The organism is Cytobacillus citreus (genome assembly GCF_018343665.1).
GTDB lineage: Bacteria > Bacillota > Bacilli > Bacillales > Cytobacillaceae > Cytobacillus > Cytobacillus citreus.
This window is the reverse complement of the sequence record NZ_JAGYPM010000001.1, coordinates 256,261-281,967: the sequence shown is the minus strand read 5'-3', so window position 1 is coordinate 281,967 and position 25,707 is coordinate 256,261. Positions and strand designations below refer to the sequence as shown.

At 35.9% G+C, this 25,707-nt stretch carries 21 protein-coding genes and 1 other annotated feature; of the genes, 4 read left to right on the top strand and 17 right to left on the bottom strand.

The window, feature by feature from the left end; genetic code table 11:
* Nucleotides 1-111 precede the first annotated feature (111 nt).
* Together KHA94_RS01490 and KHA94_RS01485 are read left to right on the top strand one after the other, a co-directional pair.
* Nucleotides 112-519, top strand: coding sequence for a globin domain-containing protein (locus KHA94_RS01490; protein ID WP_213100391.1), 408 nt, complete (start codon nucleotides 112-114; stop codon nucleotides 517-519).
* The gene (locus KHA94_RS01485) at nucleotides 516-1,403 is read left to right on the top strand and encodes a ClpXP adapter SpxH family protein (protein ID WP_338030673.1); all 888 of its coding nucleotides are present in this window, start codon (nucleotides 516-518) and stop codon (nucleotides 1,401-1,403) included. The genes KHA94_RS01490 and KHA94_RS01485 overlap by 4 nt, the downstream gene beginning before the upstream one ends.
* Nucleotides 1,404-1,888: 485 nt before the next feature.
* On the opposite strand, the gene pepF is transcribed toward KHA94_RS01485, so the two are convergent.
* From pepF to KHA94_RS01455, 6 genes are all read right to left on the bottom strand, one after another.
* The gene (gene pepF, locus KHA94_RS01480) at nucleotides 1,889-3,706 is read right to left on the bottom strand and encodes an oligoendopeptidase F (protein ID WP_213100390.1); all 1,818 of its coding nucleotides are present in this window, start codon (nucleotides 3,704-3,706) and stop codon (nucleotides 1,889-1,891) included.
* 155 nt (nucleotides 3,707-3,861) lie between these two features.
* Nucleotides 3,862-5,055: a competence protein CoiA gene (locus KHA94_RS01475; RefSeq protein WP_213100389.1), complete on the bottom strand. Its 1,194-nt coding sequence runs from the start codon at nucleotides 5,053-5,055 to the stop codon at nucleotides 3,862-3,864.
* 134 nt (nucleotides 5,056-5,189) lie between these two features.
* A complete protein-coding gene (gene cls / locus KHA94_RS01470; RefSeq protein ID WP_213100388.1) occupies nucleotides 5,190-6,707 on the bottom strand; it encodes a cardiolipin synthase in 1,518 nt (505 codons plus the stop codon).
* Nucleotides 6,708-6,811: 104 nt separating this feature from the next.
* Entirely contained in the window at nucleotides 6,812-7,477 is a 666-nt protein-coding gene (gene mecA, locus KHA94_RS01465; protein WP_213100387.1) for an adaptor protein MecA, read from the bottom strand.
* 505 nt (nucleotides 7,478-7,982) lie between these two features.
* Nucleotides 7,983-8,378, bottom strand: a complete 396-nt coding sequence (gene spxA / locus KHA94_RS01460) for a transcriptional regulator SpxA (protein WP_213100386.1) — start codon at nucleotides 8,376-8,378, stop codon at nucleotides 7,983-7,985.
* 711 nt (nucleotides 8,379-9,089) lie between these two features.
* The gene (locus KHA94_RS01455) at nucleotides 9,090-9,665 is read right to left on the bottom strand and encodes a GNAT family N-acetyltransferase (protein WP_213100385.1); all 576 of its coding nucleotides are present in this window, start codon (nucleotides 9,663-9,665) and stop codon (nucleotides 9,090-9,092) included.
* A 157-nt stretch (nucleotides 9,666-9,822) separates the two neighbouring features.
* Between KHA94_RS01455 and KHA94_RS01450 the strand changes: the two genes are divergently transcribed.
* Nucleotides 9,823-10,008 carry a hypothetical protein gene (locus KHA94_RS01450; protein WP_213101246.1) on the top strand — a complete coding sequence of 62 codons (186 nt, stop codon included), beginning with the start codon at nucleotides 9,823-9,825 and terminating at the stop codon, nucleotides 10,006-10,008.
* Nucleotides 10,009-10,287: 279 nt separating this feature from the next.
* On the opposite strand, the gene KHA94_RS01445 is transcribed toward KHA94_RS01450, so the two are convergent.
* The 5 genes from KHA94_RS01445 to KHA94_RS01425 form a co-directional block, all read right to left on the bottom strand.
* Entirely contained in the window at nucleotides 10,288-11,223 is a 936-nt protein-coding gene (locus KHA94_RS01445; RefSeq protein ID WP_213100384.1) for an ABC transporter ATP-binding protein, read from the bottom strand.
* Nucleotides 11,224-11,225: 2 nt separating this feature from the next.
* Complete coding sequence (locus KHA94_RS01440) at nucleotides 11,226-12,293, bottom strand: ABC transporter ATP-binding protein (RefSeq protein ID WP_213100383.1); 1,068 nt, start codon at nucleotides 12,291-12,293, stop codon at nucleotides 11,226-11,228.
* A gap of 201 nt (nucleotides 12,294-12,494) precedes the next feature.
* Nucleotides 12,495-13,412 (bottom strand): ABC transporter permease, encoded by a 918-nt coding sequence (locus KHA94_RS01435; protein ID WP_420828138.1) that lies wholly within the window; start codon nucleotides 13,410-13,412, stop codon nucleotides 12,495-12,497.
* Between the two features lie 3 nt (nucleotides 13,413-13,415).
* Nucleotides 13,416-14,351, bottom strand: a complete 936-nt coding sequence (locus tag KHA94_RS01430) for an ABC transporter permease (protein ID WP_213100381.1) — start codon at nucleotides 14,349-14,351, stop codon at nucleotides 13,416-13,418.
* Between the two features lie 92 nt (nucleotides 14,352-14,443).
* Nucleotides 14,444-16,090, bottom strand: a complete 1,647-nt coding sequence (locus KHA94_RS01425) for a peptide ABC transporter substrate-binding protein (protein ID WP_213100380.1) — start codon at nucleotides 16,088-16,090, stop codon at nucleotides 14,444-14,446.
* Nucleotides 16,091-16,698: 608 nt separating this feature from the next.
* Nucleotides 16,699-16,913, top strand: a binding site (T-box leader).
* 116 nt (nucleotides 16,914-17,029) lie between these two features.
* On the opposite strand from KHA94_RS01425, the gene trpS reads away from it, so the two are divergent.
* Nucleotides 17,030-18,019: a tryptophan--tRNA ligase gene (gene trpS, locus KHA94_RS01420; protein WP_249365264.1), complete on the top strand. Its 990-nt coding sequence runs from the start codon at nucleotides 17,030-17,032 to the stop codon at nucleotides 18,017-18,019.
* Nucleotides 18,020-18,287: 268 nt separating this feature from the next.
* Here the strand turns inward: trpS and KHA94_RS01415 are convergent, their stop codons facing one another.
* From KHA94_RS01415 to KHA94_RS01390, 6 genes are all read right to left on the bottom strand, one after another.
* On the bottom strand, nucleotides 18,288-19,034 hold the full coding sequence (locus tag KHA94_RS01415; protein ID WP_213100379.1) for a YjbA family protein: 747 nt from the start codon (nucleotides 19,032-19,034) through the stop codon (nucleotides 18,288-18,290).
* 499 nt (nucleotides 19,035-19,533) lie between these two features.
* Nucleotides 19,534-20,433: an oligopeptide ABC transporter permease gene (opp4C, locus tag KHA94_RS01410; protein WP_213101244.1), complete on the bottom strand. Its 900-nt coding sequence runs from the start codon at nucleotides 20,431-20,433 to the stop codon at nucleotides 19,534-19,536.
* A 28-nt stretch (nucleotides 20,434-20,461) separates the two neighbouring features.
* A complete protein-coding gene (locus KHA94_RS01405; RefSeq protein WP_213100378.1) occupies nucleotides 20,462-21,412 on the bottom strand; it encodes an ABC transporter permease in 951 nt (316 codons plus the stop codon).
* 156 nt (nucleotides 21,413-21,568) lie between these two features.
* Nucleotides 21,569-23,239 carry a peptide-binding protein gene (locus tag KHA94_RS01400; protein WP_213100377.1) on the bottom strand — a complete coding sequence of 557 codons (1,671 nt, stop codon included), beginning with the start codon at nucleotides 23,237-23,239 and terminating at the stop codon, nucleotides 21,569-21,571.
* Nucleotides 23,240-23,381: 142 nt separating this feature from the next.
* Nucleotides 23,382-24,380: an ABC transporter ATP-binding protein gene (locus tag KHA94_RS01395; protein WP_213101243.1), complete on the bottom strand. Its 999-nt coding sequence runs from the start codon at nucleotides 24,378-24,380 to the stop codon at nucleotides 23,382-23,384.
* Between the two features lie 20 nt (nucleotides 24,381-24,400).
* A complete protein-coding gene (locus KHA94_RS01390; RefSeq protein WP_213100376.1) occupies nucleotides 24,401-25,384 on the bottom strand; it encodes an ABC transporter ATP-binding protein in 984 nt (327 codons plus the stop codon).
* Between the last annotated feature and the right edge of the window lie 323 nt (nucleotides 25,385-25,707).

Here is a 25,707-nt window from a genome sequence, read left to right as displayed (position 1 = left end):
AGAGCTATTTGTTTGAGATATAAATCGCACATTGATAGAATGTAAGAGATTCCAGATTATTTGAAGCTGGAGAAATTGATTATTATAACGCATATAAGGGAGAATTTATTAATGGTCGAGAAAATGCCTACACCTTTCGACGCGATCGGAGTGGAAACACTTCATCTTATTGTAGAAAAATTTTATCATCGCGTGGGACAACATCCTGATCTCGCTCCAATTTTTCCAAGTGACTTAACGGAAACTGCCAGAAAGCAAAAACAATTTTTGACTCAGTATCTGGGAGGACCGCCTTTATATACATCTGAGCATGGCCATCCCATGCTACGTGCCCGACATATGCCTTTTGAAATAACAGAGACGAGAGCAAGAGCATGGCTTCTATGTATGAAAGAAGCAATGGATGAAGTTGGACTTGTAGGGCAAGTTAGAGAAGACTTTTATTCCAGACTCTTTTTAACAGCACAGCATATGATTAACACATCTGAAAATGAATTGATGAAAGGTGAGAATTTGTGAACAATCAGGAATCATTCGAATTAAAGCCGACATCACCTCATTGTCATGGCAGTGAAAAAAAGCCGCTTGAATTGTACATGTTCATTGACCCTCTTTGTCCAGATTGCTGGGCTCTAGAACCCATTATCAAAAAGCTTATGATTGAGTATGGGCGGTATTTTACCCTTAAACATGTCTTAAGTGGAAGACTGGCAACATTAAATATCGGCAGAAAGCAAAGCTATGATAGCATTGCTGAGCTTTGGGAAAAAACCGCGAGCCGCTCTGGAATGTCTTGTGATGGCAGTCTTTGGTTTGAAAATCCAATTTCTTCTCCTCATCTTGCTTCTGTTGCCATAAAGGCAGCTGAATTACAAGGTAGAAGAGCTGGAATCCGCTTTTTAAGAAAATTACAAGAAGTATTATTTCTAGAAAAGCAAAATGTATCTACCTTTGAAGTTTTAAAGGAATGTGCAATAAGTATTGGTTTAGATGTAGCAGAATTTATCACTGATATCCATTCTGATAGTGCCGCAAAAGCCTTACAATGTGACTTGAAAATCACTTCTGAAATGGATGTTCACGAAATTCCTACACTCGTCTTTTTTAACGAAAATATAGAAGAAGAAGGAATAAAAATTACAGGGTATTATCCATATGAAGTTTATGTACAAATTTTAGAAGAAATGCTTACGGAAAAGCCAGAACGATCCTCTCCACCACCTTTAGAAATATTTCTTCAACATTTTAAATTTGTTGCATCAAAAGAAATTGCTGTCGTTTATAATATGACCTTAAATGAAGTTGACCTGGAAATGAAGAAGCTGCAATTAAAACAAGTAGTAGAACAGATCCCAGTAAAGTATGGCGTTTTTTGGAGATATAATCCTTCCGTATTGACTTGAACTTATTTTTTATTCATAAATAGAAAAGACCATGCTACGATTAAATAGCATGGTCTTTCTTCTATACACGAAAAAAAAGGGGATGGGAGAAATTTTTCACGGTCAAACAAGGGGTAAGTGTTTGTTTGTGATCAACTTCATGTTTGTAATATAACATGAATAAATATTACGGACAATAAGTTTGTGTGTTATTTCACAATATTGTCAAATACGAAACATATCAACGAAAAAAATGAATATAATGATGTAAAGTAATCATTTCGGAGGATATTCAAGTGCATAGGCTTCCTTTTATTCTTATGCTAATCTTTATCGTTTTCTCCTTTATTCTAAATTTCTTTGCACTAATGGACATTTTTCCAATCATAATTAGTTCTCCACTATTGTTTCTTTCACTATTAATTTTTATTATTTCAGTAAATGACAGGAAAAAATTTAAGGGATTTTAAAAGGAGAACGGAATAAGTTCCATTCTCCACTCTTTCTTATCCTAACAGTTTTTCCATTTCATCAAGCTTTTCTTCAAATACTTTACATGCATCCTCAATTGGCTTAGAGCTTGTCATATCGACTCCTGCTTTCTTTAACACTTCAATTGGATAATCAGAGCTGCCGGATTTCAGGAATTCAATATAACGGTCAACTGCAGGCTGCCCTTCTTCTAAAATTTGTTGACTTAACGCAGTTGCGGCACTAAAGCCTGTTGCATATTGATAAACATAATAGTTGTAATAGAAATGAGGAATTCTAGACCATTCTAAGCCAATTTCTTTATCAATAACGAGATTCTCTTCACCAAAATACTTCTTATTAAGCTCATAATAGTCATTTGTTAATGCTTCAGCGGTTATAGCTTCATTATTCTGTGCCTTTTGATGGATCATATGCTCAAATTCCGCAAACATAGTTTGACGGAAAACTGTACCTCTAAAGCCTTCTAGGTAATGGTTTAATAAAAATAATCTCTTTTTACTGTCATCAATGGTTTTCAATAAATAATCATTTAAAAGTGATTCATTGCATGTTGAGGCAACCTCTGCAACGAAAATTGAATAATTCCCATACGGGTAAGGTTGAAACTTACGTGTGTAATAGCTATGCACGGAATGACCAAATTCATGAGCAAGGGTGAAAAGATTATTAACATTATCCTGCCAGTTCATTAATATAAATGGATTTGTTCCATAAGCACCTGATGAATATGCTCCGCTTCGCTTCCCTTTGTTTTCATGAACATCTACCCAACGGTTCTCAAAGCCTTCTTTTAAAACATTTAAATAATCCTCGCCAAGCGGTGCCAAACCTTTTAGTATAATATCCTTCGCTACTTCATATTTAATTTCCATTTTGACATCTTTTACAAGAGGCGTATAAAGATCATACATGTGAAGTTCTTGTAAACCGAGTACTTTTTTGCGAAGTTTTATATATCGGTGCAATAAATGCAAATGATCATTTACTGTTTTCACAAGGTTATCATACACTGATTCAGGAATATTGTTTGCCGATAATGCTGAATGGCGAGCAGATTGGTAGTTCCTAATTTTTGCATTAAAATTATTCTTTTTTACGTTTCCGCCTAATGTACTAGCAAATGTATTGCGAAAATTCCCGTATGTGTCATATACAGCTTTGAAAGCATCATGTCGTACTCTTTGGTCATCACTTTCAAGGAATCTACTGTAACGGCCATGAGTAACTTCTACTTCCTCTCCATTCTCATCCTTAATAGATGGGAATTCAAGATCAGCATTATTGAGCATTCCAAATGTATTGCTTGAAGCATCAAATACTTCAGAAGCTTGAGCAAGCAAAGCCTCCAGTTCAGCAGATAGCACATGCGGACGCTGCAGATTAATTTCCTCTAATGACTGCTTGTATAGCTTTAACTCATTCTTTTCTTCTAGAAAGCTCTTAATCCTCTCTTCATCTACAGCAAGAATTTCTGGCACAATATAGGCTAAACTACTTGCTGCCTGTGAGTATAAATTTTTTATCCGGCTATCCATCCCTTGGTAAAAAGAATTCGTCGTGTCTTGATCATATCTCATATGAGCATATGTATAGAGCTTACCAAGACGTTCTAATAGATGATCTTGATATTGTAGTGCTTCAAATAATAAATCACCACTTTCCCCAAGCTTGCCCTGAAATTCTTTTGCGCCTGGAATTAACCCATTCACATCATTATATTCTTTTTCCCAAGCTTCATCGTTCGAAAATATATCCTCAAGCCTCCATGTATCCTCAACGGCGATTTCACTTCTGCTTGGAAGTTTTTTAACTGCTGTTTCATTTCCCATTCCTTCATCCTCCAATAAACAATTTCGAAATTCGAACAAATCATACATACTTATTCGATATTTTATGTTTTTTTCCTTCTAAATTAAGACAATTTTTTACTTCCTCTTTATCATACCCAAGCTTCTAATGTAATACTATTGCCCTGTAAAGTTCGTTATTTTAAGTTTTCCATTATTATTTTTCCATATCTCTGATAAAAATCTCTTTCCATTTCAAATTGCTTCACTTGATTTTCTTGTATCGTTATAGGAATATCCATTTTGAAAAAATCGTGATTTACAGCAATCAGCCTATCTGTTTTTACGAGCAATTCGATATACTCCTTGACAGCTGCAAGTGCATCACAATTTCGATATAGAGGGAGATTTCTTATTTTTACATCCCTTCTATTCACTCTTTTTAAAAATGAATGACGGATTTCATGTAGAGAAAAGCACTGTTTATGCCTTAGCAAATCCATATACAAGTAACTTTGCCACACAATTGCGGGTGTTTCTATTAAGGGTGCATGTTTAACAGGTAAGCCAATTTCTGGTGGGAGAAGAGAAGGGATTAAAGAATGAGTATAAAGCTCTTGGAGGAATTTATTCTGTTGAGATCCATAGAGGGATAAAGTAATATTCTTCGCTTTTCTAATTTCTTTTTGCCAATCCTCAAGATAAAATAATTGGCTACATTTAGGTTGAATTAAATTAGCTAAAGAGGCGGTTTTCATATCGGTAACAGAAAATTGGGCAATAGAGTTTTTTACTGAAATGGGTAGGATATGATTTACGATTATAAGGGTATTCGTAACGGGGCAAAATGCGGGTAGCATCCATTTTTCTGAATCGCTCTTTGATAAAAATAAATAATCAAAACCTGTTAGCTCTGCACGATAATTCCCTTTTCGTTTTATATTTTTTCCTGCCATGATCCATATAGGTGAAATATCTACTTTATAATAATTTTCAGTTCTTTTGACAAATAATTCTTCTGGAATAACCGAGCATTGAAATTCTATGGCATAAAGGACTCCATTGTGCACGAATCCAATATCCGGCCGCTGGGATATCTCTTTAAAAAATGGCTCAAGTTGAGGTATAAGCCCAAGTGAAATCAGCCATTCAAACAATTTGAGTTTCCCTTTTAAATGATATTCTGATTCTCTCTCATAACTTTCAGAGCAACTGGCATCTTTCTTATGAGCAAAATGCGGTATTCTTTTGGAGCCGATTTTAAGAATGACTTCCTCTTCGCATTCTGGACAATAAAAGCTTTCCTTGTTCCTTATTTCTTTTAATCTTTCTTGGTTTCGAATACTTGTTAAACTAAACCAATCTCCTTGCTTCGTTTTTGATACAAGCAAAAAATCATCTCCTTTCATACAATGTGTATTTCGCCATAAACAATAATAATCCTTTATTTTTCAGTACAATTAATTTCAATAAGTACCAGTACTAATTATTATACTAAAAAACCTAGCCTGCATGAGACTAGGTTCTATAAGAATGGCGAAAAAAGTCTTGAAGTAGATTCGATAAGCCGATAACCAATATGTCTTTCCTTAAATTTCTCTAATTCAATTTGCTTGGAATTTTGAAGATCATTCATATATTCTTTTACGAGCTTCTGAGTACTTCTTGTCCGATATAAGAACGCATTTACCTCAAAATTCAAATGAAAGCTTCTCATATCCATATTTGACGTTCCGATTGATGCAAATTCTTCATCCACAATGATAATTTTGCTATGCATAAATCCTTTTTCATACTCATAAATTTTCACACCTGCTTCTAGCATCTCGGGAAAATAGGAACGTGATGCATAAAAGACAATTTTCTTATCTGGTCTTTGCGGCATTAACAGCTTAACATCGATTCCACTAAGAGCGGCAATTTTTAAGGCAGAGAAAATGTCTTCATCTGGAATAAAATATGGGGATGCAATCCAAACAGATTTTTCGGCTGAATTTATCATTGAAAAGAAAATATTCTTAATGACGCTCCATTCAGTATCTGGACCTCCAGCAATTAATTGAACTCCGCCATGATTGTTTTCCTCCAAATCTGGAGATAAATATTCTGCTGTTAATATATGTTCGTCAGTCATATAGAACCAGTCTTGAAGAAAAATGAGCTGAAGGGTCCTTACTGCTTCCCCTTTCACTTCCATATGTGTATCTCTCCAGAAGCCGAAGCTTTCATCCCTGCCTAAGTATTCATCACCAATATTTAAACCGCCGACAAATCCTACGCTTCCATCAATGACAATGATTTTGCGATGATTTCGAAAATTGATCTTACTGCTAAGAAAAGGAAGCCGAACAGGGCCAAATGGAATAATATCTACCCCAGCTTGCCTTAGCTCAGTAATATATTTCTTCGACAGCTGCCAAGATCCTACCGCATCATATAGGAATCTCACCTTTACTCCATCTTTTGCCTTTTGAATTAAAATATCCTTTATTTCATGACCGATATCATCATGTCGAACAATATAGTATTCTAAGTGTATATGATGGCTTGCTTTTTTTAATGCTTCTAAAATATGTTGAAAGGTCTCTTCCCCATCTGTTAAAACCTTTGTTTGAGTTGCAAAGGATATTGGGCTATTTCCTAAATTCTCTGCCAAATTATACAGTTTCCAATGATGGTCGCCCATTTGAGAAATTTTTTCCTCGTTTGCAGGATCAATCTCACCCTCTATTCTCAGAAAAGTCTGTTTATCAAGAAAAAATTTACGCCTAAACATTTTTTCTTTCCTATAATTTCGGCCAAATAAAAGATAGAAAATAAACCCTACTATAGGCAAACTCCCTAAAACGACGATCCATGTTAATGTCTGAGCTGGATGGCGATTTTCAAGAAAAATGACAAAACCAATAAAAATCACCGACAATGTCATTAATATACTTAAAAATCCTAAATAATCACTTGTTAACATCGTAAAATGGTCGTAAAGATAAATAACTCCGGCCATTAAGAAGATAAAAATAATAATTCTGACTGTATTTTTCACACTTTCACCTGCCACTTTGGCTACCCTTATGATTTTCTTTAAGACGATTTGAATCGTTTCATTTTTCCATAGAAAATCCGATTTCAACACTGAAATCGGATTTTTTAATTAAAATAAGTTCTTAATTTTTCAAATACGTCCTCAGCGATGATTAAGTTTCCATATTCCTCAACACGATGGATCGTAACTTGTGTTTCAATTCCATATTCCAATAATATCGATAATAAATTATCAATATCCTCTTCAGCAAATAGCTCTTCTGGAAATTCAACAAATAGATAATATTTTCCCTCAAAAGAAAATAATTTGGTTGGAATATTGTCTAATCCATGTTGTTTTGATAATAAGATGAGGTCTTCAAAATCCTTAAAGGTTAAAAGGAAGTCAAGATCTTCCTCATAATCTAATTCATTATCCTCTGATTCAGGATTGAAATGCTGATCTAGCAGCTCCTCAATACGCTCATCGACAGGAATATCTTTTAGTTTTTCATTAGGAACAGGCAGCTCGAATTTATTTCCATCCTTGGAAAGCTGAGCCTTCGTAACCAAGATTTCTAACCCTTTATCTAGTGCCTGAACCTGTATCCAAAGAGGTCCTTCCACAGTGAATTCCTCTTCATCGTGGACCTCCTCCATCATTTCCCAGAAAAGCTCTTCGCTTCGTTCGCGGTTATACCAGATTTCATCGCGCTCAAAGCCTCGTTCTTCTATATCAACGTAAGAAATATAAAACTTAACTGTGTTATCATTGATTCTTTCTATTTCCATTTTACACCTCTCCTTTCTGGAGTTGGTTGAAGGGACAAATTTACCCTTATTTTTTATATCTGTCTATGATTCCAAATAAATAACAGTATATTCCTTAAATTGAAAAGGTAATTGATATTGTACCTTGTACTTTTATTTTATGACAAAATGACAATAAAGGGAATTAAAATGTCATAACTTTAAAAAAACCATTATTTGCCTATGCAGATTTCCTTTAACAAACGGAAAGTTTGAGTTTAATACCGTGTAAATATTGGTATCTATATATAGTTCGCTAAAGAAAAAATAAGGCATATGCCGTATTGCCACATGCCAAGTTTTTCTAATATCTTATCAAAGTTCCTTCTTTTATACAAACAATATTCAATACGAATATTAGACTTTTTTATCATTATTAACAAATTAATGGAATATTAAATTCCAAGTGTTTGAAGTTTCACGTAATTGGTAAACAGATTCAAATTTAAAAAGACCCTCTTCCAAAAAGAAAGAAGGTCTTTCTATTTTAATTAACTAAGCGCTGAGCTTCAAGAAGTTGAAATGTACGAACTTTCCTTGGAAGAAATCTTCGAATTTCATCTTCGTTATAGCCAACTTGTAACCTCTTCTCATCAATAATGATTGGGCGACGAAGTAAGCCAGGATTTTTTTTGATTAACTCAAATAAATCTTGAAGTGGCATAGATTCCAGATTTACATCAAGTTTTTGAAAAATTTTTGAGCGAGTAGAAATAATCTCATCTGTACCATCTTCCGTCATACGTAGAATTGCTTTTATTTCATCGATTGTCAAAGGTTCAGAAAATATATTTCTTTCTTTATAGGCAATTTCATGTTCTTCCAACCATAATCTTGCTTTTCTGCATGAAGTACAACTTGGTGAAGTGTATAATGTAACCATCTTACAAATTCACTCCCTTTAAATTTAGACATATAATCAAATCTTTTGATTTTTATTTGTTTAAATATGAACATATGAGCTAATCTTAAATTAAAATTACTATAAATAAGTAATTTATATTCATGATTATACACCAAGAAAAGCTGTTTTGGTATATTTTTTTATAATAGATTAAAGCCTTAAATATTCATTAAACAAATGATACTTTTGGCAACTCTAGTATATAAGACGAATGAAACCATGAAAAGTTTCATAAAATCATTAATATTTTTTTGATTCACAAATTGTTCACATTATACTCCCTTTTTAATTTCAGAGTACCTATTATATAAAGAGTCCATAATCCATTTATTATAACAATATCGCCCTTTTGGTTATTCCTATTCCTATTTTTATTCTCAATTATTATTATGTTATTGAAAAAATCTATAAAGTGAAACTTCCATCAGTGGGGGTTTTTCGACGCACAGGACGTGCTAGTGCCGACGTTGCCACAGGACGTGGCGTTCTTAGTCGGCTTTCATCCCCGACTGATGGTTAGTTGAACCAATCACGCTCAAAACGCCACGTCCTGTGGCTTTCGCCTGACTAGGACATCGTTTCCGTCGTCGGGCCTTTACGGGCAGTTGATCCACCACTTAGATTTCTTCGATTCTCACGCAACCTTGAAGCGGGGGTCTTACTGCCCGTTAATCTGCGATAAAAACCCTATTACAGTTGATCTAGTATATTTTGATTATTATTGTCCTCATCATAAGTAAGTACTTCCTCTACAGGCTGATAAGCTTCCCCATAAAAATGGACATCACGGTATGTGTGAATAGATTCATAAGTTTTTTTCATTGCTGTAAATATTAATTCTTCACTTTCATTATTTGGTGCCCAATAAAGTATTTCCATTTCAGATATTTCTTTTGTAGCAAGAGAACGCCTTCTGTACCCAATTGACTGAGCATGCTCAAATCCTTCTCGTTTATAAAAGTGGAGTCTTTTTTCTGTATCTGTGTCTTCATAATTAATAGGCTCAACTTCCAATATGATTGGTTTTTCCTTTTTCTTCAGCTTATCAATCAATTTATGCCCTAATCCTTGACCTCTCGATTCTTTTGAGACGAATAAATAATCTATAAAAATAAAATAATCAAACTCGGCATACATGAGAACATGATAAGGACCTTCATCTTTTTGATAAATACCTGGCCGTTCCTTTAATAATGTCTCCATATGTTCTTTTGATTTCATTTCCTCAATTGGAAAATATTGATTTAATTTTTCATACCAGTGCATAGGTGACTTCTCCTTCTTCATCCAATATTAAAAAAGTTCTGTTTAATTAAGTATTTCGCTGATTTCCCCTTTTAATACATGATAACTTCTAATACAATAGGATATGGGGATTGCTTCTGAATCATAATTTTTTGTAAAAAAGAAAGTGGGGGTTATGATGAAAGAATACATATTTGATCTTACGGTTGTTGCATTGCTTGTTATTGGTTTTACAGCTACATTGGGAGTTTTTACAAATGGTCTTGGTGAAAGGCTTTTTGGTGGTAAAAAGAAGACTGAATTTGTTGATCAATCTGCAAGATTTCAAACCGGATGGAAATCTGTTGGCGGAAAAAAGAAATAATATTGAATGAAACCAAAGAGGCTGGAATATGTCAGTCTCTTTTTTATATGAATTTATATTATTTTTCAATACTCAGAAAAATAATATTAGTAGAAATTTTTATAGAAATTTCATTTTAGATAGTGTATTATATTAAAAGAGTAATACGTTATCGCGCAAAAGTATAGATTAGTTTTTTCAACATGGATCTTCCTCTTCTAATACTAAAGAAAAAGAAGCTTTTTATTCATCATTTGATCCAAAATTGAAAAAACGATCTCATTCAAGAGATCGTTTTTATTATTTAACGTATTGCGCTTTGTATTGATTTGCTTCCTTTTCTGAACAATAAACAAAATGCCCTGGTGCAATTTCACGCATTTCAACCTTGTCCTTTTCACTGTAATTGTGAACCTTTGGATCATAAGATTTACGCTTACGTGTTCGTTCTGTATCAGGATCTGGAAGAGGAATAGCTGATAACAGCGATTGGGTATATGGGTGCATTGGATTATTATATAGATCTTCTGCTGTTGCAAGCTCAACTAGTTTACCAAAGTACATTACCCCAATTCGATCACTAATATACTTAACCATTGATAAGTCATGGGCAATAAAGAGATAGGTTAACCCTTTTTCACGCTGCAGCTTTTTCAACAAGTTAACTACCTGAGCCTGAATAGAAACGTCTAGTGCAGAAATCGGCTCATCTGCAATGATGAAATCAGGTTCAACAGCAAGTGCACGTGCTATGCCGATACGCTGTCTTTGACCACCTGAAAACTCATGCGGGTAACGGTTAGCATGCTCTTTATTTAATCCGACTGTTTCCAAGAGCTGATAAACTCTTTCCATTCGATCTTTTTTGCTATTCGCTAAACCGTGAATATCAATGCCTTCAGCAATAATATCCGCTACTGTCATACGGGGGTTAAGTGATGCATAAGGATCTTGGAAAATCATTTGCATTTTACGATTGAAATTCTTTAATTCTTTAGATGATTTCTTGCCATGTACGTCTTCCCCGCTGAAAAGGACTTGGCCGTCAGTCGCATCATATAGTCTAATGATTGTCCGTCCAGTTGTCGATTTTCCACATCCCGATTCACCAACAAGGCCCAGTGTCTCACCTTTATAAATATCAAAAGTAATTCCATCAACAGCTTTTACCAAATTCGGCTTTCCAATATTGAAATGCTGTTTTAAATTTTTTATTTCTAATAATTTTTTAGCCATGTTTAGTTACCCTCCTTTACAAGTACTGGTTGCTTGAACGCAGAGGATAATTGACGCATCCGTTTTTTAACCGCATCTGGAGGCTCTACCTTTGGTGCATCCGGATGAAGAAGCCATGTTTTTGCAAAATGTGTTTCAGAAATTTGGTACATTGGCGGCTCTTCTTCAAAGTCAATTGCCAAAGCATAATTATTTCTCGCTGCAAATGCATCTCCCTTCGGAGGATTCGTTAAGTCTGGCGGTGTTCCAGGGATCGCAGCAAGCTCTGCTTTGTCATCGTTGTCTAAGCTTGGCATGGATGCAAGAAGCCCCCATGTGTAAGGATGACGCGGATCATAGAAGATTTCATCAACTGTACCCATTTCAACAATTTGTCCAGCGTACATAACAGCTACACGATCTGCAACATTTGCTACAACACCTAGATCATGAGTAATAAAGATAATAGAAGTATCCATTTTGCTCTGTAAATCTTTCATTAAATCAAGAATTTGTGCTTGAATCGTTACATCAAGAGCTGTTGTTGGCTCATCAGCAATTAATAGCTTTGGATTTGCTGCTAACGCTATGGCAATCATTACACGCTGTCTCATTCCACCTGAAAATTCATGTGGATATTGATTTACGCGCCTTTCAGGCATTGGAATACCAACAAGACTAAGCAGTTCTATCGCACGAGCTTTCGCAGCCTGCTTTGACATATTTTGGTGTTTTATCAGAACTTCCATAATCTGATAACCCACTTTCATAGTTGGATTCAAAGATGTCATTGGATCTTGGAAAATCATACTAATTTCTTTTCCTCGGATTTTCTGCATTTGTTTATCCGTCTTTGGAACAATATCTTCTCCGTTAAAAAGAATTTGACCGCCAGTGATTTTACCAGGTGGCATTGGAATTAATTTCATGATCGTCTGAGAAGTAACACTCTTACCTGATCCTGATTCACCAACAATGGCAAGTGTCTCACCCTTATGAAGGTCAAAGCTTACACCACGAACTGCTTTAACAGATCCTCCATATGTTTGGAATGAGACTTCTAAATCCTTTACTTCGAGTATTTTTTCCATATTCTCACTCCTTTGTCTAGCTACGGCGGCTAGGGTCTCGAGGTCTTAAGTCAATCTGTAAGAGGACTAGAAGACAGTCTTCACGCAAGTTCGCCTTAAGCTTGAGGCCCACAGGATGTGGGTCATGCAGATTATTGCCACAGGACGTGGTGTTTTTAATCTGCGTTCCTCGCCCTGAACAAGCCGCCTCCGCTTTTCTACTTATTTACGAAGTCTTGGGTCTAAAGCATCACGTAATCCGTCTCCAACGACATTAAATGCAAAAATAGTTAAACAGATAAATGTTGCTGGGAAGAATAGACGCCAAGGATAATAGCGTAGTGCTGGAAGTCCGTCACTAGCCATTGAACCCCAGCTGGCAAGAGGCGGATTTAATCCTAACCCTAAATAACTTAAAAAAGCTTCTGTGAAAATTGCACTTGGGATTGTTAAAGTCATGGTAACAAGAATTGGAGCCATTGCATTTGGAATTAAGTGCTTTGCCATAATTCTGCTAGTATTTGCACCTAAAGTTTTGGAAGCAAGAACATATTCTTGGTTTTTTAATGATAATACTTGACCACGTACAATCCGTGACATATTGATCCATCCTGTAATGGTCATGGCAAGAATCATAGTTCCAAGCCCTTGACCTAATACAACCATTAATAAGATAACAAGTAATAAATAAGGTACACCGTAGAGAACGTCCGCAAAACGCATCATCATTTCATCAGTACGACCGCCTTTGTAGCCAGCAATACCACCCCATAGTACGCCAATGAATAAATCAATTAACGCAGCAGCAACACCGATAAAAATTGAAATTCGAGCACCTTCCCAAGTACGTGTGAAGACATCACGACCCAGATCGTCAGTACCAAACCAATGTTCGGATGAAGGAGGTTGATTTTTATTTGTTAAATCATTTGTACGATAATCATATCCTGTCAGATGTGGTCCAATGATCGCCATAATGATTAATAAAATGAGCAGAACTAATCCAAATAGGGCGAGCTTATTCTTTCGGAAGCGGATAAAAACGTCTTTCCAGAACGAAAGACTAGGCTTTGAAATTTTTTCAGCGTCTTCATATTTTGATCCGACGAGTTGAAATTTATCTTTCGAAATCTGCATGATTCATTACTCTCCTTTCTTCCCACCGGCAAGTTTAATACGTGGGTCGATGAATCCGTATGCTATATCAACAAGGAGAATAGATACGAGCAATAGAATACTATAGAAAACGGTTACTCCCATTATTACCGTATAGTCACGATTATTAATACTTGTAACAAAATGAGCACCTAGACCAGGAATCCCAAAAATATTTTCAATTACAAAGCTTCCTGTTAATATTCCAGCCGTTAATGGACCCATATAAGTGACAACTGGTAAAAGTGCATTACGGATTGCGTGCTTAACCGTAATTACGCCTTGACTTAATCCTTTTGCTTTTGCTGTTTTAATATAATCATTACTTAAAACTTCCAGCATACTTGAACGAGTTAAACGAGCGATAAATGCCATTGGAGTTGCAGCCAGAGCTAGAGCTGGAAGAATAGTATGCATGAAAGTCTCCCACCGTGCTACCGGGAATAGTCCCATTTTAATGGCAAGGAAATATTGCAAGAAGGTAGCCATGATAAAGGATGGTACCGAAATTCCTAATACTGCTATAATCATTGCCGTGTAATCAGGCCATCTATTATGCTTTAATGCGGCGATAATTCCTAGAAGTACTCCGAAAGCAACAGCTAATAATAAAGCCTCTGCTCCAAGCATGGCTGATACTGGGAAGCCTTCATTGATTATGTCATTAACTGTTTGTGATTTATATTTAAATGACGGGCCAAAATCCCAGTTTAATATTCTTACAAGATAATCCCAATATTGAGCATACCACGGCTGATCTAAACCAAAGTGAGCATTTAAATTCGCTTCAATTTCGGGAGGCAGCTTTTTCTCAGAAGTAAACGGGTTTCCTGGTGCAATGCGCATGAAAAAAAACGTTGCTGTTACAATTAACCATAAGGAAATTAGCATATACAGCAAGCGCTTGCCAATATATTTCACCATTGTCAAACACCTCCAATTAATACATCTCTAAAGCAGAAACGAAGGTATACAGGAGGGCCTGCCCCCTATATACCTTTCGTCTTCAAGATTTCTTATTCAAAATGTGCCCATTTGTATTGAACATCACCAAGACCAGTTACAACTACATCTTTTAAGCTATCATCTTTTACCCAGTTTTGAGTATAGAAGTAGATTGGCATTACTGGCATATCTTCCATTAATACCTTCTCTGCATCTTTAAGGATTTGTTGACGTGCTTCGGGATCAGCTTCAGTAGAAGATTTAGCTAGTAAGTCTTGGAACTCTTTGCTTTCCCATCCAGTATCGTTATTTCCGCCATCAGCATCACGGTACATTTCAAGGAAGTTAATAGGATCGTTAAAGTCACCTAACCAACCCATACGTCCAACTTGATAATCAAGTGAATGCATTTTGTCGATAAATACTGCCCATTCTGAGTTTTCAAGTGTTACTTCAACACCAAGATTTGTTTTCCACATATCTTGGATTGCTTGTGCAATCTTTTGATGTCCTTCAGACGTATTGTAAGAAAGAGAAATAGGAGGAAGCTCAGAAACATCTTTAAGACCCATTTCTTCTAAACCTTTTTGTAAATATTCTTGTGCTTTTTCAACATCGTTATCAGGGAAATAGCCTTTTTCGCTCTCAGGGAACATGGATGGAGGTACGATCGCCATGGCTGGAAGCTGTTCACCTTGAGTCACGTTGTCAATAATTTCTTGACGGTTAATTGCATGAGCAAATGCTTTACGGATATTTACGTTATTGAATGGCTCAACAGTTGTGTTGAATTTGTAGTTATAAATACCAGCAATTGATTGAGTTGTTAAACGACCTTCATCTTTAAGAGCTTGCATTGCGTCTTGTGGTAATTCACCTGATGGAGCACCTGCCCAATCAAGTTCGCCATTATCAAGCATTGATAACTCTGTGTTTGGATCGTTAATCATAAACATTTCAATTGAAGTTAATTTTACTGTATCAGCATCCCAGTATTTTTCATTCTTTTCTAGGACGATTTTATCACTATGAGACCATTCCTTCATTACGAAAGGTCCGTTAGAAGTGTAGTTTTCACCAGCATCATTTGCCCACTCTTTATTTGCTTCAGCAACTTTGCTATTGATTGGAAGATAAGTATAGAAAGCAGTTAACTCTAGGAAGAATGGAGTTGGGTTTTCAAGTGTAACTTCAAGTGTTTTGTCGTCTAAAACTTTAATTCCAACATCATCCAATGAACCTTTGCCAGTGTTTGCAGCTTCTCCACCTTTAATATAATAAAGTTGGTATGCATACTCAGATTGGTTATTTGGATCTAAAGCCCATTTCCAAGCATATTCAAAGTCTTTTGCAGTAACTGGATCACCATTTGACCACTGTGCATCACGAAGTGTAAATGTATAAACTGTTTGATCATCTGAAACCTTGATTTCTTCTGCTGCAGCCTTATGTGGCTTTCCATCAGCTTCAATACGTGTTAAACCTTCGAAGGTTTGACGAAGAACTGTTCCAGAAGTAGCATCCTTCGCTAATCCTGGATGTAAAGATGGTGGTTCAGTATTAATATTTACTCGTAATTCTTGCGGTACATCAGACTTTCCTTTGTCTTTATCTCCGCCTTTGTCACCGCTGTTAGCATTGTCTTTGCCGCCACAAGCTGCAAGGAACATGCTAAGTACTAACAACATGCTAAAAAAGATCGACAATCTTTTCTTCACGATTTCAACCCCCTGTGTATATTTTTTGCCCCAAACAGTTTCTTTACAATTGTCACCATACAAACACAAGTGTACGCCTCGGGTATATTGCTCAAATAGTCTGTCAATTAAGAGTAAAAAAATGACATACAAGCATAAGATTAAAAAAAAGAAAGTTGATATTCTCTTAAAAGAAAGATTATCCGTTCTATTCTGATAATTTATCAGATTATATAAATGAATCTATCTTTATATGAAAGTTTACAACCTGCTTTTCTAGTATAATAATACACCTCAAAGTAATACTGTAAATTTTTTGTAATATTTGTCACAACTTCGTAAAGAATTCGTTTGTTAGATTTATTATAATTTCTAAAAAATTTTTATGCAAGTAGGTTTTAAAAGCTTTATCGCAATCTAGCAATCACTTTTTCTAATAACCCCTATGAAATAAGAGTTTTTAGACAAATAAAAAAATATTTTTATTCGCCTTTTTTCGACTTTTTTTACAAAATTAGAATAATAATCTTTATTTAAATTTTCCGAAAATAATTTTTTTGGTGTTAAACTGTAAGCCCACTTGATTTCTTCTCCAAGTTACTATATTATTACATTTAATAAAATTAATACAAATGGCTAAGATAAAGAGTAGTATATTTACTTAAGGTTTGAAGAGAGTCTGTGGGTGGTGTGAACAGATAACCCGGTAAATAGAATGGACTTTTGAGCTATCTAGTTTATAGACGTACCCTTACGTTATAGAGGGTCCATGGCTTTTGCATGGAACTAAAGTGACTCATTTTTTGAGTAATTAGGGTGGCAACGCGGACCATTCGTCCCTATTTATTAGGACGAATGGTCTTTTTTGCGTTTAATTTGTCTATCACCGAGCACAATGGACTCTCTGGACTAAGCCAATAATCGGGACTGTCCGCTTTTCTTAATTAAAGGAGGAAAATTATGAAAACTATTTTTTCTGGCATTCAGCCTAGTGGCACCATAACTCTTGGGAACTATATTGGTGCTCTAAAACAGTTTGTAGAACTGCAAAATGAATATAATTGTTATTTTTGCATCGTTGATCAGCATGCCATCACAGTGCCTCAAGATCGACTTGAGCTAAGAAAGAATATTCGCAGTCTAGCTGCACTATATTTAGCAGTGGGAATTGACCCTGAAAAAGTTACACTATTTATTCAATCTGAGGTCCCTGCACATGCACAAGCAGGTTGGATGATGCAATGCATTTCCTACATCGGCGAGCTCGAAAGAATGACACAATTTAAAGATAAATCTGCTGGTAGAGAAGCTGTTTCAGCTGCATTATTAACTTATCCGCCACTAATGGTTGCCGATATTCTTCTATATAGTACTGACCTTGTCCCGGTTGGTGAAGATCAAAAACAGCATCTTGAATTAACACGGGATTTAGCTGAACGATTCAATAAAAAATATAGTGAAATCTTCACCATCCCTGAAATTCGAATCCCTAAAGTTGGTGCACGTATCATGTCTCTGCAAGAACCAACAAAAAAAATGAGTAAATCAGATCCAAATAAAAAAGCATCGATTACTCTATTAGATGATATTAAGCAAATCGAAAAGAAAATAAAAAGTGCCGTTACAGATTCAGAGGGTATCGTCAAGTATGATATAGAAAATAAACCAGGTGTTTCTAATCTTCTATCCATCTATTCAATTTTTTCTGGAAAAGAAATTAGCGATATTGAAAAAATGTATGAAGGAAAAGGATATGGAGATTTTAAAGCAGATTTAGCAGAAATTGTTGTAAATGAAATCAAACCAATTCAAGAAAAATATTATGAGCTCATGGAATCAAGCGAGCTTGATGACATCCTTGATCAAGGGGCAGAAAAAGCACAAAAAGTTGCAAATAAAATGTTAAAGAAAATGGAAAACGCCATGGGTCTTGGAAGAAAAAGAAGATAACTGTAAAGTGAAAAAATCTATCACATTTGTGATAGATTTTTTGGTTAATTAAGGAAAATACAACCATTTGTAGGTTTTATCTTATTTGATTTATGATTTTTTTGTAAAGTTACAGCAATTTGATATAGATAGTATTCAGCACCATCATAAATTCCATAGTTATGCACTCTTCAGTTAACAGGAATTAATGAATGTTGGGAGTATTTATACGTCGTCTGCCGAGATTTTATAAAAACACAAGCAAAAAAAAGAGCGGAATCGCTCCTTTTTAATTTACTTTTGGGCCATGTTCCATTTCCCATAGCTTCTCAAAGAATGGCTGTCCCTTAATTAAATTTTCGCAAAATTGTTCGTGTTTGCTTGTCCACCCATATTTGCTTTTTTCAAAAAGCTGGAGCCAAGCCTCCTCGATATCCATCTGTTGGATTTCCGTATAAAATTCGGGACTCCATTCTGTGTACCAATATCGAACTTCAGCGACATTTTTCGAAGAATACAATTGATCTAGCGCCATAAACATTAATTGTTTTAGCTGCCTTTCCTTTCTTGTTAGACCATGCATAAGTTCTGGTGCAGGTGCTAAGATATGAAAATCCTTTAATCCCTTTTGGTCATTATATGTATAGTAAACTGCTTCATGATTCTCTAGCATTTCATAGGCTAATTGCTCTTGGCGTGGGATAAGTCTGCTTTTTCGAATCGGAATATTATAGCCAATAGTATCAACAGCAAGTATTCCTTTCCCATCTGAAACAACGAAACAATACTCCATTTGAACACGTTCATGATTTTTCCTTAAATAAGCCTTTTGAAAAATATCATCTAAAAGTTGTTGAGGCAGCTCCGATAAATCATTTTCAATGTAATTAAATAAAATGGGATCAATTTTTAATAACGGCACCTGGTCAAGCAGCTCTACGCCATCATCCTTTCGCCACTCATGAAAGTGGCAAACATTGTATCCATTTTCTTCACCTTCAAACCAGTTCACCCAAACATCATGAAGATATAACATTTTTTAACCCCCACTTCAACAAACTATTTGTCACTCAGTATGGGCAGTGGGAAGTAAAATTATTCCTTAAATAGGAGATGAAATTAGAAAACTCGGCGTTCGCCAAGCCCTTTTTGGCGAATGCCTTAGTTTTTCTTATGCGATCTTATTAGCAGAAATTTAATTGAAAACACTCTTTACTTTAGTACCTTAATAAACTTAAACTTTCCTAGTAGCTAAGAAAAGCGCAAGCACCTTTGTTCACCATTGTGATAACACAATATTTGTCTCACGGAAAGGTGTACTTTAACTTTTGGGGAATATTGGTTTATGATTGTAGAGGGTAGGTAAGTGCTGGAGCTAGACATTTCTCTATCTAGATGCTTTATAGAATAAAAAAAAACTGCGGCTGCATGATTCAGAAAATGATCCCTAAATACGAATCAAAATTTTGAACTCATACCCCACAGGTAGTTTTAATAAAAATTATTTTTCACGTTTGATAATTGTTAAAATATTTTTATTCAATTGTTTTTGGATCGAGCGCATCCCGAAGTCCATCTCCGATAAAATTAAAGCATAAAACTGTTAGGAGAATAAGTAATCCCGGGAAGAATGGATACCAAGGCGCTTTTAACATAACCGTGTAGTTTTGAGCATCTTCAAGCATATTTCCCCAGCTTGGAGTCGGAGGTTGAATTCCTAGTCCCAAATAACTTAGTGCCGCCTCTGATAGAATAACTGAACCAACTAGCAAGGTAGCTGAAACAATGATTGGCCCCATTGCATTAGGTAAAATATGACTAAAGATAATTTTATAAGATTTCGTCCCTATCGTTTTCGATGCGAGCACAAACTCTCTCGTTCTTAATGATAGAAACTCCCCCCTCACCAGACGAGCGGTAGATGTCCAGCTTATTAAAGCAAATATAAGAATTAAATTAGCAACACTTGGTTTAAAAATAGTAACGACAGTGATTAATAAAAAGATACTTGGAATAGAAATAACAATATCTACTAATCTCATTAAAATCGCATCAACGATTCCGCCGAAGTATCCGGCTACTGCCCCGACACTCACCCCAATAATAAGTGCACCTGCAACTGAACAGAAACCTACAAGTAAGGATATTCGTCCGCCGTAAAGAAGTCGGGTAAAAATATCCCTGCCGTAACGGTCAGTGCCAAGCCAATACTCCTTGCTTGGCGGTTTAAGCTTGTCCAATAAATTAATATCCTCAAATTTATATGGCGCAATCCAAGGAGCAAGGACTGCTGACATGATGATAATAAATAATACAATGGATCCTATTACAGCTAGCTTGTTTTTCGTAAATTTCTGAAAAAATATTCTCGTTAATGTATCCGGTTTGCTTTTTAAATTGGGGTTAAGTTGTAAATCTTTTTGCGATACTTCCATATTGATCTGTGACACTAATAACCCCTCCTTAATATTCAATACGCGGATCGAAAATCGCGTATAAAATATCTGCAAGTAAATTTCCAATGACGACAAATACAGCTGAAATCACAGTAAGCGCCATTATAACTGGATAGTCGCGCTGAAACGCAGAATCAATAAACAATTGACCAAGACCAGGCCATGCAAAAACCTTTTCTGTAATGGCTGCTCCTCCTATGAAGGATGGAAGCATTAAACCAAAAAGTGTGATAATTGGAATCATTCCATTGCGAATTCCATGCTTTATTACTACTTTCTTCTCTTTAAAACCTTTTGACTTGGCTGTACGAATATAATCCTGCTTCAAAACATCCAGCATCGAGGATCTCGTATAGCGTGTTAAAGCTGCCAAATCGGCTGTCGCCAGAACTAATGCCGGGAGAATTAAATGATGAATACGATCCCATAGACTAAACGGTGCATTCAATGTCGCTACTCCACCTGTTGGGAACCAGCCTAGCGTTACTGAGAAAAACATAATTAATATTAAGCCAAACCAAAAGTTTGGTGTTGCAACCCCTAGAAATGACCCAACTGTAAACGTATAATCAAGCGGCGAGTAGGGTCGCATCGCTGAATAAATTCCAATTGGAATTGCAATTAAAACAGCCAGCAAAAACGAAACAGTCATCAATAGTAAAGTATTGGGAAGTCTATTTAGAATTAGCTCACTTACAGGGGTTCCTCGTTTAATTAAAGACTCCCCAAAATCGCCTTTTGCCATATTTCCAAGCCATTTGAAGTATTGAACATATACGGGATCGTTCAACCCATATTTTTCTTCAAATTTCTCCCTATCCGATGCTTTCATTTTCGGGTCCATTAGCATGGCAACCGGTCCCCCAGGTGCTGCCTTAATAATGGCAAAGGATAATATGGTAATTCCAAGCAACAAGGGAATAGCCATTAGTGTTCGTCTGAAAATGTATGAGACCATCGTCTATTCTCCCTCTCAATAAATTTTGCGTATATTAAAATACATGGCTATAAGAAAGTAACCTGTAGAATTTTCAGAAATTAATGTAAGAATATTAAGAATAAAAAAGTAAGGGAAGGGTAAACAATCCCTTACTTTTTCATGATTAATTATCCATTATTCAGGCTTTAACCACCATTTGTGGATATTGTACATTTGAGCTTTCGGATGGAATTCGTAGCCTTCTAGATTCTTAGGCATTGCACGGAATTCTTTCGGATAGTATAAGAATGTATATGGTTGATCTTCAGCAAGAAGCGCTTGGATTTTTCCAATCATTTCTTTACGCTTATTTTTGTCAAGCTCTTTAAGCTGCTCATCCATTAGAACATCAATTTCTGGATTTGAGTAGCCAGTAAAGTTTAGACCTTTTTCAATTTCTTTCGTATGGAAAATGCCACTTGGATCTGGATCAATACCTAAGCTCCAGCCTAAAACGATAGCTTCGAAATTCCATACACCAGGATCGATATCAGCGATTAAAGAACTAAATTCAACGATTTGCGGCTTAATTTCAATGCCAACTTCTTTTAATTGTTTTTGAAGAATAACTACGATATCTTCACGCACTTTGTTTCCTTGGTTTGTTTTAACTTCAACAGAGAATTTCTTTCCATCTTTTTCAAGGATGCCGTCAGCACCAGGCTTCCAGCCTTCTTCTTCTAACATTTTCTTCGCTTTTTCTACATCGTATTCAAATTTAGGCACATCTGGATTGTAAGCCCAGCTTAATGGACTTTCTGGAACATGTGCAACCTCGCCAAGTCCAGCCATTACATGCTCAACAATTGCTTTACGGTCAATTGCATGTGTTATCGCTTGGCGGACTTTTTTATCCTTGAACTTATCGTCTCGTTGGTTAAATGCAAGATAAGTGTAAGAAAGTGCTAATCCTGATTCTAAGCGAAGGCCTGCAGCATCTGCATAGCTTTCTACTGTTGGAACATCAGGCTGTGGAATACCAGCATAATAGTCGATGTCTCCTGCTTGCAGCTGAGCAAGGATTGCGTTTGCATCTGGAACTAGCTTGTAAGTAACAGAATCTAAGTATGGACGACCATCAAAATAATCATCATTAGCAACGACCTTTACATACTCGCCATCTTTCCACTCAGAAAATTTAAATGGACCAGAACCAATAGGATTTTTTGTATTAAATTCATGTTCTCCCAAATCAGCAATCGGTACATCTTTTAAAATGTGTTCAGGAAGAATTCCAAATCCAAGGCTCACAACTGGGAACTGTGCATCTACTTGCTTTAACGTAAATTTAACTGTATATTGATCAATTTTTTCTACTTTTTCGATGTTTTCGAAATAGGATTTACGAACACCATCATAGTCTGGGCTTAATGGAATGTTGTAAGTAAATACAACGTCATCCGCATCTAATGGCTCGCCATCATGGAATTTTGCGTTTTCAACAATTTTAATTGTAAATTCTAATCCATCTTCTGAAGCTTCATATGTTTCTGCTAAATTGCCTTCTTTTACAGTATTAAGTCCAATATCTGAACCCATTAATTGACTAAAAATCATATCTTCAATATCAGAGCTTGAAGCATCATTTGAATATAAAGGATTAAACATAGTTGGTGCTCCAGTTGAACCGATTACAAGATCTCCACCTTGTACAGGACCTTCATTTTTTGTTTCTTCTTTTTCAGTACCTTTTGTTTCTCCTTTTGGTGATTCAGTCGTATTTGTTTTTCCTCCGCCGGAACATGCGGCTAAAAACATTGATAATACTAGCATTAAGCTCAATAGTAACCATGCTGGTTTTTTCATTGATTTTCCCCCTTATGTTTATTTGTTAAATCAAAATCCTTTTTTCAGAGAACGTACTACTGAATTCACCGCCCCCCTTCAAAGATTTTTATATACTAAATGCCTTTCTCCATAAAAATGAAGAGCATTTAATAAAAGAATGTTAATATAAATGACACGCAACAAAATGATCCTTTTTTAATTCCTTATATTCCGGAACCATTTGACTGCATATTTCCGTTGCTGCAGGACAACGAGTATGGAAGACACACCCTTGAGGCGGATTTGCCGGGCTTGGTAAGTCCCCTTTTAAGATAATTCTTTCTCTAGCCTGTACCCCTTTTTTCTTTGGAACAGGTACAGCGGACATAAGAGCCTGCGTATACGGATGCAGTGGATCTTCATACAAATCTTTTTTACTGGCAAATTCCATCATTTTCCCTAAATACATAACCCCTACCCTGTCGCTAATATGACGGACAACACTTAAGTCATGCGAGATAAACACATAGGTTAATCTAAAATCCTCCTGTAAATCTTCCATTAAGTTAATAATTTGGGCCTGGATAGATACATCAAGTGCGGAAACAGGCTCATCCGCGATAATTAAATCTGGATTCAGTGCCAGAGCACGCGCTATTCCAATCCTTTGTCTTTGTCCACCAGAAAACTCGTGAGGATAGCGATTAATGAATAATGGATTAAACCCTACTTTTTCAAGTAGTTCGTTAAGCTTTTCCATCCTTTCTCTTGGCCTATATAAACTATGTGTGATCATTGGTTCGGTTAAAATCGCTTTCAATGTCTTCCTCGGATTAAGAGAGGCATATGGATCCTGGAAAATCATTTGAATGTCTTTACGTACTGAACGGCGAAGTTCACCTTCACTCATCTTCGCAATATTCCGACCCTTAAAAATAATCTCTCCACTAGTTGGTTCGTAAAGCCGGATGAGTGTTCGTCCAGCTGTCGATTTTCCACAACCAGATTCACCAACGATCCCGATTGTTTCTCCTCTTTTAACGTTAAAGCTTAAACCATCAACAGCTTTAATAGATCCAACAGTCTTCTGTAAAAAGCCTGCTTTTATAGGGAAATGTTTTTTTAAGTCTTTCACTTCTAATATATAGTCTGATTCTTTTTTGTATGCTTGCTCGTTCATACCTTCAGCTGTTGTTACGCTCATAATGTTGCCTCCTTATCACCGTGTAAAAAGCAGCGGACTGATCGTGATCCTTTTATTGTAATTAATGAAGGGTCTTCATTTCGACAACGATCAAACGCATGCGGGCAGCGCGGTGCGAAACGGCAGCCTACCGGGAAGTGCTCAGGTGGCGGGACTGTTCCTTCAATAGAATAGAGGCGTTCCACATCGCCATCGAGTGATGGAATGGATCCCATTAATCCTGTGGTATATGGATGCAGAGGTTCATCAAATAAATCATCAACTGATGCCTCCTCCACTACTTGGCCACAATACATGACGACAACCCGATCAGCCACTTCTGAAACAACACCGAGGTCATGTGTAATGATTAGGATGGATGTATCAGATTTCTTACTTAAATCTTTCATTAAATCTAGTATTTGAGCTTGAATGGTTACATCCAGAGCAGTAGTTGGCTCATCAGCAATTAACAGCTTTGGATTACAGCTCATTGCAATCGCAATCATAACGCGCTGTCTCATACCTCCTGAAAGACGGTGAGGATAATCATCGATGAGCGCTTTCGCCCGAGAAAATCCTACTAATTCAAGCATTTCGATTGCTCGATTTCTGGCTGTGCTTTTTGACATTTTTTGGTGATACATAAGAACTTCAATAATCTGCTCACCTATCGTCAAAACAGGATTTAGTGATGTCATTGGTTCTTGAAAAATCATCGATATATCATTTCCACGGATTTTACACATATCATTTTCCGTAAGCTTTACAATGTCTTTTCCGTCGAAAAGAATTTCCCCGTCTACAATTTCCCCTGGCGGACTGGGAATTAGACGCATTATTGAGAGGGAGGTTATACTTTTTCCAGAACCTGATTCCCCTACAAGTGCTACTGTTTCACCCTTATTTATTTTCAAATCAACACCATCAACGGCAGGAATATTTACTTTCTTCTTCTTAAAATATGTTTTTAAGTTTTTTACTTCTAATAATGCTGTCATAATGCCCTCCGTTCATTTCAAAAATAAAGGCTATTTTCGCAATTTGCTGCTTTTATATCAGAATCTATTACTTATTAAATCTGAAAAGAGCCTTAATAATATTCGAAAATATCTTTTAACAAAATTATAAAATATTATCTTAATTGGAATTTATTGATTATTTAATTGTATATTATTACAGAAAGATTACGAATTCAAGAATTTTTTAAAATATTCTAGTTTTTGTTAAAAATCAATCTTATTAGAATTTACTAATTATTATATTTATTTGTACACCATCCGTGTACAAGAATAGGCTGGATAGATGGACTACCCAGCCTAAT